Below are 14249 nucleotides of genomic sequence, written 5' to 3' on the forward strand. Positions count from 1 at the left end.
GGATAGTCAACGTGAACGATTTCTATACCGCCGAAGGCGTGATGGACAAGCATTCGCTCTGGCAGCGCTACGTGCCGCTGGTGCGTCATGAAGCGTTGCGTTTGCAGGTTCGCCTGCCGGCCAGCGTTGAGCTTGACGACCTGCTGCAGGCGGGTGGGATAGGGCTGTTAAATGCCGTAGAGCGCTATGACGCGCTTCAGGGTACAGCTTTTACCACCTATGCCGTGCAGCGTATTCGTGGCGCCATGCTCGACGAGCTTCGTAGTCGGGACTGGGCACCTCGCAGCGTGCGTCGTAACGCACGTGAGGTGGCCGGAGCAATGCACAGAGTGGAACAGTCGCTGGGGCGTTCTGCTTCCGAACAGGAAGTGGCGCAGCAGCTGAATGTTTCCATGGAGGAGTACCGGCAGATCCTGCTGGACACCAACAACAGTCAACTTTTCTCCTACGACGAGTATCGGGAAGAGCACGGCGACAGCGCGGAGCTGGTGACGGAAGGCCATGAAGAGGCTAATCCACTTCACCAGTTGCTTGAAGGGAGTCTGCGTGAGCGCGTCATTGAAGCGATCGAAGCGTTACCCGATCGTGAAAAGATGGTGCTGACACTGTACTACCAGGAAGAACTGAACCTGAAAGAGATTGGCGCGGTACTTGATGTGGGTGAATCCCGTGTCAGCCAGCTGCACAGTCAGGCGATTAAACGCCTGCGGGCCCGACTTGCGGGAGCGCGCTAGCAGTATCAGTTCCTGGCGATTCAAAATTATAAGAAACCGGGGACTCAGTAATGGGAGCCAAGACCAAGGCCAGACCGTTAAGTCGTTATCTTAAAGACTATAAACACAGCCAGAGCAATTGTTCACACTGTGGCAAGGTATTAGATCGAATGGCGCTCGTTTTTCGTGGCCAGATCATCAATAAAGAGGCCATCGCTCGGATGGACCAGATGATTGATGAGCAGCTGTGGCTGAAACTTCAGCCCGAACTGACTGCGCTTTGTCGTTTTTGCAGTGATATTTTTTGCAATACCCATCCTAATTACTTCGACATTATGGCGTTCAAACAGTATCTGTTTGAGCAGACAGAGATGAGCCCCAGCACGATTCGTGAGTATGTGGTGCGTCTTCGTCGACTGGATGAGATGCTGAAAGCCAAAAATTTCCCGGCCGACAGGCTTAAAGGAAATAGCTGGCATCAGTGTCTGGAAAGCGATTTGCCTGATGCCGGTAATAACAATTACCGCATCGCGCTGCGCAAGTACGATCAGTTCTTAGGCTGGCAGCAGGCGTAAACCTGATCTGCACCGATTGCTCCCCCGCGTGCCTGCGGCACGTTCTCCCTTTGCCCGCCAGCCGGGTAAAGGGAAGGGGGAGCACGGCGCTTCTTTCTCCCCGCATTTTACTGCCTGTTTCCCGGCACCCGTTTGCCATCACGTTAGTCTCACCGCATCTGCGGACACCTGAATCAGGGTGATCCTTTGCGTATCTTCTGCAACACTATAAAGATGATTCCAGTGCCCGAACGGAGGCCGCATTGTCTTTACATCTGTTACACCAGTTTCCCCGTCTTGAACTGCTGGGCGCACCGACGCCGTTAGAACATCTGCCACGGCTCTCCGACTATTTGGGTCGCGATATCTTCATCAAACGCGATGATTTCACGCCCGTGGCGATGGGCGGGAACAAGCTGCGCAAACTCGAATTTCTGGCGGCCGACGCGCTGCGGGAAGGTGCCGACGTGCTGCTGACGGCAGGCGCGATTCAGTCCAACCATGTGCGTCAGACGGCGGCGGTCGCGGCCCGTCTTGGCCTGAAGTGCGTAGCGCTGCTGGAAAACCCGATCGGCACCCATTCTGAAAACTACCTGAGCAACGGCAACCGTCTGTTACTGGAGCTGATGGACGCGGAAGTGATCATGGTGGATGCGCTGCACAATCCCACTGAACAGCTGGCTGAAGAGGCCACGCGCCTGGAAGCACAGGGCTTCCGCCCTTACATCGTGCCGGTCGGCGGCTCAAATGCGCTGGGTGCGCTAGGCTATGTAGAGTGCGCGCAGGAGATCGCTCATCAGAGTGAAGGCGTGGTCGACTTTGCCGCCGTGGTCGTGGCCTCAGGCAGCGCCGGCACCCATGCCGGACTGGCGGTCGGTCTGGAGCATCTGCTGCCGGAGACTGAGCTGGTCGGCGTCACCGTTTCACGCCAGGTTGGGGCGCAGCTGCCGCTGGTTGAGCGGCTGCGTCAGTCGCTGGCAGAAAACCTGGAAGTGCAGGCTAAGGCTCCCATTACCCTGTGGGATGACTATTTCGCGCCGCGCTACGGTGAGCCGAATGATGAAGGCATGGCTGCGGTAAAACTGCTGGCGCAGCTGGAAGGGATCCTGCTGGACCCGGTGTATACCGGCAAGGCGATGGCCGGACTGCTGGATGGCATCAGCCAGAATCGCTTCCGTCGTGAAGGGCCGTTGCTGTTTATTCATACGGGCGGCGCGCCGGCGTTATTTGCTTATCATCCTTCGGTCTGAGACAAGCGAATAAAACAGTTTATACTCCGTGCGTTATCATTTTGAACGGGCAGCGATAAGCCGTGCTGCCCTTATAAGAACACACACACAATACTGTCAATAATGGGGTGAATATGTCCTTTTCTCGTGCAGGTCGTCAGATGGTGATGGGCGTCATGGCTGTGGCGCTGATTGCCGGCGTCAACGTTAAAACCTTTGCAGCGGAAAATCTGCTGAACAAAATTAAAGAGCGCGGCACGCTGCTGGTGGGTCTGGAAGGCACTTATCCGCCATTCAGTTTCCAGGATGAAAAGGGCAAGCTGACCGGCTTCGAAGTGGAATTCGCAGAGCAGCTGGCGCAGCACATGGGCGTTAAGGCGAGCCTGAAACCGACCAAATGGGACGGCATGCTGGCCTCACTTGATGCGAAGCGCATCGATGTGGTGATCAATCAGGTGACGATCTCTGATGAGCGTAAGAAGAAGTATGACTTCTCCACGCCCTACACGGTCTCCGGCATTCAGGCGCTGACCATGAAAGCCAACGCAAACACCATCACCAAACCGGCCGATCTGGCGGGCAAGAAAGTGGGCGTGGGTCTGGGCACGAACTACGAACAGTGGCTGCGTGAGAATGTGAAAGGCGTGGACATCCGTACCTATGATGATGACCCGACGAAATATCAGGATCTGCGTTCTGGCCGTCTGAATGCCATCCTGGTCGACCGTCTGGCTGCGCTGGATCTGGTGAAGAAAACCGGCGATACCATGGCCGTCGCGGGTGATGCCTTCTCCCGTCAGGAGTCGGGCGTTGCGATTCGTAAAGGCAACGACGATCTGCTGAAAGCGATCGATCAGGCCATTGCTGATATGCAAAAAGATGGCTCGCTGAGCAAGCTGTCTGAGAAATGGTTTGGCGCGGACGTGACGAAATAATGCAGGAAAGTCTTCAACTGGTGCTGGATTCAGCACCTTTTTTATTAAAAGGCGCGCTGTTTACGCTTCAGCTCAGCATCGGCGGGATGTTCTTTGGTCTGCTGCTGGGCTTTATTCTGGCGCTGATGCGTCTGTCGCGTTTCTGGCCGGTTCGCTGGCTGGCGCGGATCTATGTCTCGATTTTCCGTGGCACGCCGCTGATCGCTCAGCTGTTTATGATCTATTACGGCCTGCCGCAGTTTGGCATTGAGCTGGATCCGATCCCCTCTGCGATGATTGGTCTTTCCCTGAATACCGCCGCCTATGCTTCAGAGTCTCTGCGCGGCGCAATTTCATCGATTGAGCGCGGACAGTGGGAAGCGGCAGCCAGTATCGGTATGACGCGCTGGCAGACCCTGCGCCGGGTTATCCTGCCTCAGGCAGCACGCACCGCGCTGCCTCCGCTGGGTAACAGCTTTATCAGCCTGGTGAAAGATACCTCGCTGGCGGCGACCATCCAGGTGCCGGAGCTGTTCCGTCAGGCGCAGTTGATCACCTCGCGCACGCTGGAAGTCTTCACCATGTATCTGGCGGCCTCGCTGATCTACTGGGTGATGGCAACGGTGTTGTCTGCGTTGCAGAACCGGCTGGAACAGCATGTTAATCGTCAGGATTCGGAGTCGAAATGAGCGCCATCGAAGTCAGAAAGCTGGTGAAATCGTTTAACGGCCAGACGGTGCTGCACGACATCGACCTTGATGTAGCCGCAGGTGAAGTCGTGGCGATTATCGGTCCCAGCGGCTCAGGTAAAACCACGCTGCTTCGCAGTATCAACCTGCTGGAAGTGCCGGATAGCGGCACCATCCGTGTCGGAGAGATTACCGTGGATGCGGCGCTGGCCCAGAGCAAGCAGAAAGAGCAGGTGCGTCGTTTGCGTCAGCAGGTCGGGTTTGTCTTCCAGAACTTCAATCTGTTTCCGCACCGTTCGGTGATGGAGAACATCATTGAAGGGCCGGTTATCGTCAAACGTGAAGCGAAGGCGGATGCAATAGCCCGCGCGCGCACGCTGCTGGAGAAGGTCGGGCTGCACGGCAAAGAAGAGAGTTATCCGCGCCGTCTGTCGGGTGGACAGCAGCAGCGTGTGGCGATTGCCCGTGCGCTGGCGATGCGGCCGGAAGTGATCCTGTTCGATGAACCGACCTCGGCGCTGGATCCGGAGCTGGTGGGCGAGGTGCTCAGCACCATTCGCGCGCTGGCCGAAGAGAAACGCACCATGGTCATCGTCACGCACGAGATGAGCTTTGCCCGCGATGTTGCTGACCGCGCCATTTTCATGGATCAGGGACGCATAGTGGAGCAGGGCGAGGCGAAAGCGTTGTTCAGTAATCCTCAGCAGCCGCGCACCCGTCAGTTCCTCGACAAATTTCTCAATCAGTAACGCCACTGCCTTCCCCGGAAGGCAGTTTTAACCCGTTTAACCCCCGCGTTTTCACGCCCTTATTGGCGGCTGTCAGCATAATTTCCGCTGCAATATCACAGGTATTTATTCGGCCGTTAAACCTTTTGGCACATCTGACAAATCTTTTCCTTTCATCGGATATTTATTGGCGTTTACTGCTGCCACTTTCTCTTATTTATATTTTGTCGATTATCAAGCGCTATTATCCTTTGCTCTCGTGACGGCGCTGATTATTCACTTATTGCCCGGCTGATTAATAAGTGTAAGGAAACGTTCGGCTAAGTAAATAACTGTGGCAACAGGACCAGTCAGCGGCTTTTAAGAGTTTCGCTACATTCATCATCGGTTCAATGGCGAATAATCGCTGGATAATCATAAAAGCAATACTGATTTCCTCGCTTTTACTTACCAGCATTCTGACCTACACAGCAGGAGTCATTGAATGAGCCAGACTAAATCAGACCAGATATTGTGGGTAGATACCCTGAAGGGCGCCTGCATATTGCTGGTGGTCCTGTACCACACGGTTTTACCCGGCTTTGAAGGGACGATGAAATACCTTACTGCCGGATGGTTTCCCGCCGAAATATGGATACAGTTTAATACGGTTCTGTCGCCGCTGCGTATGCCCGCCTTTTTCTTTGTGTCGGGATTGCTGGCGACCAATGGCATTATTAACCGGCCATGGAAACAGGTGTTTACCAGCCGCATCACTAATCTCTTTTATCTCTATATTCTGTGGGGCTTTATTCAGTGGTGGTCAATTATCGGTATCTCTACCGAAATTACCGGCCAGCGTATTTCACAGAATCTGAATGCTGCCTATGCCGGTTCGTTATTCGAATTTCTCAAGCTGACGTTTATGGCCATGAGTACGTCGTGGTATCTCTATGGGCTGGGACTCTATTTCCTCTGCGCCAAAGTGTTCCGTGAATATAAACTGGCCCTGGTCGCGGTGGCGATCGTGCTCAATTATCTGGCGGTTGAGAAAATAATCCCGTTCTGGGGACCTCAGAGCCTGGCGCAATATTTCCTGTTCTTCCTGCTGGGAGCGTTCTGGAGTCAGACCATGTTGCGCCTGAGTGAATGGCGGCGGGAGAACCTTATGCCGTGGGCACTACTGGCGGCAGTGGCCGGGATTCATGTGATATTCGGCCTCGATAAGAGTCTGTTCCTGTGTGTGCTGGCGGTTTTGTTCAGCATCGCCGCCTGCCGCTGGTTGAATCAGCATTTCAGCATGCGCTATCTCAACTGGGTCGGCCGCAATACACTGCAGATTTACGTCATCCACCGTATTTTTATCGAGTTCTTTGGGATGTCCGCGATTCTGTTTGCGCAGCGGCACCATCTGTTTGAGCAGGCCTGGTTTTCGTTCCTCTGGGCCTGTTTCTATCCGGTGGCGATCGTGGGGATTTGCTCGCTGTGTTCAGTGGCGATCTGGTCGCTGACCAACCGCGGAGTGGGGCAGTCGCTGTTTGTGTTTCCGACTTTGGTTAAGCGGGCGCATGGCAGGGGATGAGGTTTGCTTTGCAGCAAGGTGGGCGGTAGCTTCCACCCGGAAGCGGGCAGGGTACGCTTAGCAGCGGGCTGACCCTGAGAAGGTTACGCCCGCCAGGCTGTGGGCAGTTTCAGGTCGCCCGTGCAGGCGGACGCGTCAAGGGGCGGACGCCCGCCCCTTAACAATCCCGGCGTCCGGCCTGCTTCACCGCCGCTTCGCGGTCCCTTCGCTTCTTCCGGATTTCTCACGGACCGCCGGGACGCGCCATCCCTGGCGCGAACCCGTCTCTTCGCGACATCCCTGTCGCTCATCCTGAAATCCCTCATCCGCTCAGCGGTTCTGACGGCCTCCCCAACACCCTCGCTGTTATCTATCCTCATAAGGTTTAATATTTTATCGCTATAGGTTTTTGGGATGGCCTGTGATTATCTGGCCGTCAGACTGCTCTGCATTCCTGAAATCAAAAAATATTACAGGCGTGGGTTTGGGAGAGGCGTCCGAAGCGCTGAGGAACAACCGGAGGCAAGGATGAGCCGACAGGACGTCGGCGAAAGGACGGCACGAGCCAGGGATGGCGAGTCCGGACGGTCCGCGGGCCGCAGGGCGTGACGAAGGTACCCCGCAGAGCGGGGCGCGGAGGCAGCCGGACGCCGGGATTGTTAAGGGGCGGGCGTTCGCCCCTTAATACGACCGCCTGCACGGAGGACCTGAAACTGCCCACCGCCTGGCGGGCGGAACCCGCTCAGTGTGAGCCCGCTGCAAGGCGAACGAAACCTTCTCATAGCCCGTTCGCGCAGCGAACACCCCGGCTTTTTCACGTGCAGCCTGCAAGGCGAACGAAATCTTCCCGGCGCCCGTTCGCGCAGCGAACACTCCCAGCTTCAGCTCCGCAGCAAGCCCGTTCGCGCAGCGAACACTCACCCCCCTTAAGCGTCACTGTTACCCAATCGTCATCAGACTCGCATTACCACCAGCCGCCGCCGTATTCACACTCAGCGAACGCTCGATCAGCAGACGCTCCAGCAGCAGATTGGTCTCGCCACGGGCAAAGCCCTGCACCGACACAATCGCGCCGTCACGCGCCGCAATCTGTTCGCACAGGGTGCGCAGCTGATCGGCATCGCCGTGATAAATCACCGCATCAAACTCCGCCGTTAACGGGTCACGCGCCAGCGTAATGCGCGCTTTCACCGCATCAGGCAGCGAGGCGCGCAGGGCGCGATGCAGCTCATCGTCCTGCCACAGCGCTTTACTGCCGACGCTGGTGACTGCCGCCAGCTGGATTAACGCATCCTGCTCGTTGTCCGCCAGACAGAGCACCTGATCGCGCGGCAACAGCGAGAAGGTGTTGCGCTCGCCCGTCGGGCCGGGCAGCAGACGGACGACGCCCGCCTGTGCCAGCTCGCCATAGTGGTGGCAGAGTTCAGCCAGTTCCGGCCTGTCTTTGGCCCAGTTGCTGAGTGCCTGATGCGGTGCCAGCAGTGCCTGACGCAGCGTGCTATCCGCCGGGCGTTCGGCATCCTGACGATCAAAGGTCAGACGCAGCGCGCTATCCGGGCGATGGGCCAGCAGGCGGTAGAGATAGAGCGGACCACCGGCTTTCGGACCGGTTCCGGATAAGCCTTCGCCGCCAAACGGCTGCACGCCGACCACCGCGCCCACCATGTTGCGGTTGACGTAAAGATTGCCGACCCTGGCGTTTGCCGTGACCTGCGCGATGGTCTCGTCGATGCGGGTATGCACACCCAGCGTCAGGCCATAGCCGGAGGCGTTAATCTGCTCAACCAGCTTCGGCAGAGTAGTGCGGGTGAAGCGCACTACGTGCAGCACCGGTCCAAAAATCTCTTTATCCAGATCGCTGACCTGATTCAGTTCGATCAGCGTCGGCTTAACAAAGGTGCCGCTGTTCCACTCCCTGCTGTCCTGCGGGTTATCCTGCACCGCCTGATAAACCGTGAAGCCCTTGTTACGCATCGCCTGAATATGGCGATCGATATTGGCTTTCGCCTCGGCATCAATCACCGGGCCGATATCGGTTGAGAAGCGCTCCGGATTGCCCATGCGGCACTCCGCCATCGCGCCACGCAGCATCTTCAGCGTATGGTCAGCGACATCTTCCTGAATGCAGAGCAGGCGCAGGGCAGAGCAGCGCTGTCCGGCACTGTCGAAGGCAGAGGCGACGATATCGATCACTACCTGCTCCGTCAGCGCGGAAGAGTCGACGATCATCGCATTCATCCCGCCGGTTTCAGCAATCAGCGGCACCGGACGACCATGCTGGTCAAGGCGACCGGCCAGATTACGCTGTAGCAGCGTCGCGACCGCAGTCGAGCCGGTAAACATCACGCCACGCACCCGGTTATCCCCGGTCAGCTGTGCGCCGACGGTTTCACCCTGACCCGGCAGCAGTTGCAGCACGCCTGGCGGTACACCCGCATCCAGCAGGATCTGAACCGCCTGCGCAGCAATCAGCGGCGTCTGTTCAGCCGGTTTAGCCAGCACGCTATTACCCGCGGCCAGTGCGGCCGCAATCTGACCGGTAAAGATTGCCAGCGGGAAGTTCCACGGACTGATGCAGACCACCGGACCGAGCGGGCGATGGGTTTCGTTGTCGAAATCGTCGCGCACCATTCCGGCGTAGTAATAGAGGAAATCAACCGCTTCGCGCACTTCCGCGATGGCGTTGTTGTAGGTCTTGCCCGCTTCACGCACCAGAATGCCAAGCAGCTGCTGCATCTGGCCTTCCATAATCTGTGCGGCGCGTTCCAGAATCGCCGCACGCTCCTGCGGCGGGGTGGCAAACCAGATCGGTCCGCTGTTCACCGCGGCATCCAGCGCCGCAGAGACTTCCTGCTCTGTCGCTTCACGGACCTGGCCCACGCGATCGCCTGGTGCCGCTGGGTTCAGAATGTCGCGCAACGCGCCCGCACCCGCTTCACCGTCGATCATTGGCTCGGCCAGGCAGGGTTGTGCCGCGCTGCTCAGCAGGGCACTGGAAAGTGAGGCGAGACGGTGTTCGTTGGCCATATCCAGACCCGCAGAGTTGACGCGGTTCTCGCCATACAGCTCGCGCGGCAGCGGGATCTTCGGATGCGGCAGGCCAATAGCACCTTCGCTGGCACCCAGTTTCTCGACGGCGGTTACCGGATCGGCCACCAGCTCATCAATCGGCAGCGAGGTATCAGCAATGCGGTTTACGAATGAGGTGTTGGCTCCGTTCTCCAGCAGACGACGAACCAGATAGGCCAGCAGGGTTTCATGGGTACCGACCGGCGCATAGATGCGGCACGGACGATTAAGCTTGCCGTCCGCCACTTTGCCAACCACCTGCTCATACAGCGGTTCACCCATGCCGTGCAGGCACTGGAACTCATACTGACCGGGATAATAGTTATTGCCCGCCAGCTGATAAATCGCTGCCAGGGTGTGGGCGTTGTGGGTGGCGAACTGCGGATAGATCAGGCTGGGCACGGCCAGCAGTTTGCGGGCGCAGGCCAGGTAAGAGATATCGGTGTAAACCTTACGGGTGTAAACCGGATAGCCTTCGAGTCCTTCCATCTGGGCGCGCTTAATTTCGCTGTCCCAGTAGGCGCCTTTCACCAGACGGATCATCAGGCGACGGCGGCTGCGCTGCGCCAGATCGATCAGCTCATCAATCACAAACGGACAGCGTTTCATGTAGGCCTGAATGACGAAGCCGATGCCGTTCCAGCCTTCCAGCTCTGGCTCGAAACAGAGTTTCTCAAGCATATCCAGCGACAGTTCCAGCCGGTCAGCTTCTTCTGCGTCGATGTTAATACCGATGTCATAGGAGCGGGCCAGTAGCGTCAGTGATTTCAGAATAGGGTAGAGCTCTTCCATCACGCGCTCATACTGTGCACGGCTGTAGCGGGGATGCAGTGCGGAGAGCTTGATGGAGATGCCCGGGCCTTCATAGATGCCACGGCCATTCGACGCTTTGCCGATGGCATGTATCGCCTGCTGATAAGAGAGCAGGTAGGCTTTGGCATCACCTGCGGTCAGGGCCGCTTCGCCCAGCATGTCATAGGAGTAGCGGAAGCCTTTCTCTTCCAGCTTGCGGGCATTGGCCAGCGCTTCGGCAATGGTTTCACCGGTGACGAACTGTTCACCCATAAGCCGCATCGCCATATCCACGCCTTTGCGGATTAGCGGCTCGCCACCTTTCCCGATAATGCGGTTCAGCGAGCTTGAGAGGTTGGCTTCGTTGTGGGTCGAGACCAGACGGCCGGTAAACAGCAGGCCCCAGGTCGCCGCATTGACGAACAGCGACGGGCTGCGTCCCAGATGTGACTGCCAGTTGCCGTTGCTGATCTTGTCGCGGATTAACGCATCGCGCGTTGGCTTGTCGGGAATACGCAGCAGCGCTTCGGCGAGGCACATCAGCGCCACACCTTCATGAGAGGAAAGGGAGAACTCCTGCAGCAGGCTTTGCACCATGCCAGCGCGTCCAGTTGCCCCTTTCTGGTGCCGCAGCTTGTCGGCGAGCTGGTAAGCCAGCTGATGGGTTTTCTCTGCCAGCGCCGCCGGTAAGCGCGCCTGCTCCAGCATCATTGGCACCGCATCGGTTTCCGGACGACGCCACGCGGCGGTCACGGCTGAACGGGTCACTGACTGAGGTAAAATCTGCTCTGCAAAGTCGAGGAACGGCTGGTGCGTCTCCTCTGGCTGGACATCATCGGACTCCGCGGCTGCCTGGGCAGAAAGCGGGAACTCCGGCACGGCATCGCCGCTTTCCAGCTGGCCCAGGTAGTTAAAGATCGCCTGTTTGATCAGCCAGTGTGGCGTGCGATCGATACGCTGCGCAGCCAGTTTGATGCGCTCGCGTGTCGCGTCATCCAGTTTTACACCCATGGTGGTTGTAGCCATGACTCCAGAGCTCCTTGATAGTGGTTCGATACGGCGTTGGCTGCACTATCACTTAAGTTGCAACTTTGTGCAACCGTGTTAAATGTGAGCCAGTTAACACCCTTTTAAAGTCGCCGATTGTTAAATTTTGCAATGCGGCACGGATATTGCTGCAAGATCCTCGCCAGGTTGGCAGGCCCGATAAAATGCGGGTTTCAGGCAGGTAATACGGTGGTGCAACCGGATAACTGTGAGCGAGTGCAACCTATCAGCACGTTTTCACAAACGGTTAGTGAAATCACTGTAACGCCTGTGTTAAATCCATTGTGCGCACAACGCCTTTCCGGCAGGATACCGCGCCGCTGGGACATGACTGACGCCCAGACGAAGAAAATCGGCCCGTTCTGCCCCGTTCCGGCAGGCGGGTAGCTGGCGATTTCTCTGGGATATCAAATAATAAGTGGAGAGACAGATGAGTGTAAGTACACCAATGCTGGTGACCTTTTTGGTTTATATTCTTGGGATGGTATTAATCGGTTTTGCGGCTTATCGCTCGACCAAAAACTTCGATGATTACATCCTCGGTGGCCGCAGCCTGGGTAGCGTGGTCACGGCACTCTCTGCCGGTGCATCCGATATGAGCGGCTGGCTGCTGATGGGCTTACCGGGCGCCATCTTTATCTCCGGTATCTCTGAAAGCTGGATTGCGATTGGCCTGACTATCGGTGCCTGGCTGAACTGGAAAATCGTGGCGGGTCGCCTGCGCGTTCAGACCGAGCATCACAACAACGCGTTGACGCTGCCGGACTTCTTTACCAGCCGCTTTGAAGACCACAGTAAAATTCTGCGTGTGATCTCCGCTATCGTTATCCTGGTGTTCTTCACTATCTATTGCGCCTCGGGCGTGGTGGCCGGTGCGCGTCTGTTTGAAAGCACCTTTGGTATGAGTTACCAGACTGCCCTGTGGGCCGGTGCAGCGGCGACCATCCTCTATACGCTGGTGGGCGGTTTCCTGGCGGTGAGCTGGACCGATACCGTTCAGGCGAGCCTGATGATTTTTGCGCTGATCCTGACGCCGGTGTTTGTGATTATCGCGGTCGGCGGCTGGTCCGATTCGATGGCGGTGATTGAGGCGAAGAGCCTGGAAAACCTCGACATGCTCAAAGGGCTGAACTTCGTCGCGGTGATCTCGCTGCTCGGCTGGGGTCTGGGTTACTTCGGGCAGCCGCATATTCTGGCGCGCTTTATGGCGGCAGATTCACATCGTTCAATCCGTACCGCGCGCCGCATCGGTATGACCTGGATGGTGCTCTGCCTGGCAGGTGCGGTCGCGGTGGGCTTCTTTGGAATTGCCTACTTCCAGAACAACCCGACGCTGGCAACCGGCGTTAACGACAACGCTGAGCGTGTCTTTATCGAGCTGGCACGCATCCTGTTCAACCCATGGATTGCCGGTATTCTGCTCTCTGCGATTCTGGCGGCGGTGATGTCCACGCTGAGCTGTCAGCTGCTGGTCTGCTCCAGCGCCCTGACGGAAGACCTCTATAAAGGCTTCCTGCGTAAAAATGCCAGCCAGAAAGAGCTGGTGTGGGTAGGGCGTCTGATGGTGCTGCTGGTGGCGCTGATTGCAATCGCGCTGGCGGCTAACCCGGAAAACCGCGTGCTGGGCCTGGTAAGCTACGCCTGGGCGGGCTTTGGTGCGGCGTTTGGTCCGGTCGTGCTGTTTGGCGTCTGCTGGAAGCGCATGAACCGTAACGGTGCGCTGGCGGGTATGATTATCGGCGCGCTGACCGTGCTGGTGTGGAAACAGTATGGCTGGCTGGGCCTGTATGAAATCATCCCTGGCTTCATCTTTGCCAGCATTGCGATTGTGGTCTTCAGTCTGATGGGACGTGAGCCATCAGCTGAAGCGCAGCAGCGCTTTGCCGCCGCTGAGGCCGAATTCCAGACCAAATAAGCGAAGCGTTAACCGGCAAGGCCCGTCCCGCAAGGGGCGGGCCTTTTTGTTACAAAGATAAATCACCCAAAGATGAAATTATCTCCGCCAGTAACTTGTTTTTTTCGCAGCGATAATGATAATCGGTATCGTTTACACTTTACCTGTTTTTACTGTTTATTGACGCTGCTTAACATTTAAGAGGTTGGCGATGTTTGTTCCTTTTCTCATCATGCTGCGCGAAGGGCTCGAAGCCGCGCTGATTGTCAGCCTGATTGCCAGCTATCTCAAGCGCACCCAGCGCACCCAGTGGTTCCCGGCGATGTGGGCGGGCGTGTTTATCGCCGCTGCGCTCTGTCTGGGCCTGGGTCTGTTCATCAATGCCACCACCGGTGAGTTCCCGCAAAAAGAGCAGGAGCTGTTTGAAGGCATCGTGGCGCTGATTGCGGTAGTAATTCTTACCTCAATGGTGTTCTGGATGCGCAAAGTCGCCCGCAATATCCGGGTCGAGCTGGAGCAGGCGGTCGATCAGGCGCTGCAACGCTCCGGCCGGGGCGGTCTGGCGCTGGTGCTGATGGTGTTTCTGGCCGTAGCTCGTGAAGGGCTGGAGTCGGTGTTCTTCCTGCTGGCGGCCTTTACCCAGGATGTCGGTTATGCGCCGCCGATTGGCGCGGTGCTGGGGCTGGCAACGGCGGTCGTGCTGGGCATGCTGCTCTACTGGGGCGGTATCCGCCTGAATATGGCGCATTTCTTCCGCTGGACCAGCGTGTTCATCCTGTTTGTCGCCGCGGGCCTGGCAGCCGGTGCGATTCGCGCCTTCCACGAAGCGGGCTTATGGAATCGCTTTCAGGATGTGGCCTTCGATCTCAGCAATACCTTATCGACCCATTCGCTGTTCGGCACCCTGCTGGAAGGGATTCTGGGTTATCAGGAGACGCCAAGCGTCAGTGAAGTGACGGTTTACTTCGTCTACCTGATCCCGGCGCTGATTCTGTTCTTTATGCCTGCGCGTCCTGCTGCGTCGGCCACGGTTTAATCAGACAATTTTTGGGCGCGTCCGCCGCGCCTGCAACTTAACAG

General features: G+C 57.4%; 10 protein-coding genes. 9 read left to right on the top strand and 1 reads right to left on the bottom strand.

Annotated features, from left to right (window positions below):
• Positions 1-11 precede the first annotated feature (11 nt).
• The 7 genes from PU624_RS11580 (at position 12) to PU624_RS11610 (ending at position 6388) form a co-directional block, all read left to right on the top strand.
• The gene (locus tag PU624_RS11580; RefSeq protein ID WP_003854529.1) at positions 12-734 is read left to right on the top strand and encodes an RNA polymerase sigma factor FliA; all 723 of its coding nucleotides are present in this window, start codon (positions 12-14) and stop codon (positions 732-734) included.
• A gap of 50 nt (positions 735-784) precedes the next feature.
• Entirely contained in the window at positions 785-1288 is a 504-nt protein-coding gene (fliZ, locus tag PU624_RS11585; protein ID WP_179895473.1) for a flagella biosynthesis regulatory protein FliZ, read from the top strand.
• Between the two features lie 242 nt (positions 1289-1530).
• Entirely contained in the window at positions 1531-2517 is a 987-nt protein-coding gene (locus PU624_RS11590) for a D-cysteine desulfhydrase (RefSeq protein WP_283547736.1), read from the top strand.
• A 113-nt stretch (positions 2518-2630) separates the two neighbouring features.
• Positions 2631-3431, top strand: a complete 801-nt coding sequence (gene tcyJ, locus PU624_RS11595; protein ID WP_283547737.1) for a cystine ABC transporter substrate-binding protein — start codon at positions 2631-2633, stop codon at positions 3429-3431.
• Positions 3431-4099, top strand: a complete 669-nt coding sequence (gene tcyL, locus PU624_RS11600) for a cystine ABC transporter permease (protein WP_003854540.1) — start codon at positions 3431-3433, stop codon at positions 4097-4099. Before tcyJ ends, tcyL begins: the two co-directional genes overlap by 1 nt.
• Positions 4096-4848 carry an L-cystine ABC transporter ATP-binding protein TcyN gene (gene tcyN / locus PU624_RS11605; RefSeq protein WP_283547738.1) on the top strand — a complete coding sequence of 251 codons (753 nt, stop codon included), beginning with the start codon at positions 4096-4098 and terminating at the stop codon, positions 4846-4848. Before tcyL ends, tcyN begins: the two co-directional genes overlap by 4 nt.
• Positions 4849-5311: 463 nt before the next feature.
• The gene (locus PU624_RS11610) at positions 5312-6388 is read left to right on the top strand and encodes an acyltransferase family protein (protein WP_283547739.1); all 1077 of its coding nucleotides are present in this window, start codon (positions 5312-5314) and stop codon (positions 6386-6388) included.
• Between the two features lie 918 nt (positions 6389-7306).
• Here the strand turns inward: PU624_RS11610 and putA are convergent.
• Positions 7307-11254: a trifunctional transcriptional regulator/proline dehydrogenase/L-glutamate gamma-semialdehyde dehydrogenase gene (putA, locus tag PU624_RS11615; RefSeq protein WP_283547740.1), complete on the bottom strand. Its 3948-nt coding sequence runs from the start codon at positions 11252-11254 to the stop codon at positions 7307-7309.
• Positions 11255-11705: 451 nt separating this feature from the next.
• Between putA and putP the strand changes: the two genes are divergently transcribed.
• A complete protein-coding gene (putP, locus tag PU624_RS11620) occupies positions 11706-13190 on the top strand; it encodes a sodium/proline symporter PutP (protein WP_283547741.1) in 1485 nt (494 codons plus the stop codon).
• Between the two features lie 190 nt (positions 13191-13380).
• Complete coding sequence (gene efeU / locus PU624_RS11625) at positions 13381-14205, top strand: iron uptake transporter permease EfeU (RefSeq protein ID WP_283547742.1); 825 nt, start codon at positions 13381-13383, stop codon at positions 14203-14205.
• The last annotated feature ends 44 nt before the right edge of the window (positions 14206-14249 follow it).

It is taken from the genome of Pantoea sp. Lij88, assembly GCF_030062155.1.
Lineage (GTDB): Bacteria > Pseudomonadota > Gammaproteobacteria > Enterobacterales > Enterobacteriaceae > Pantoea.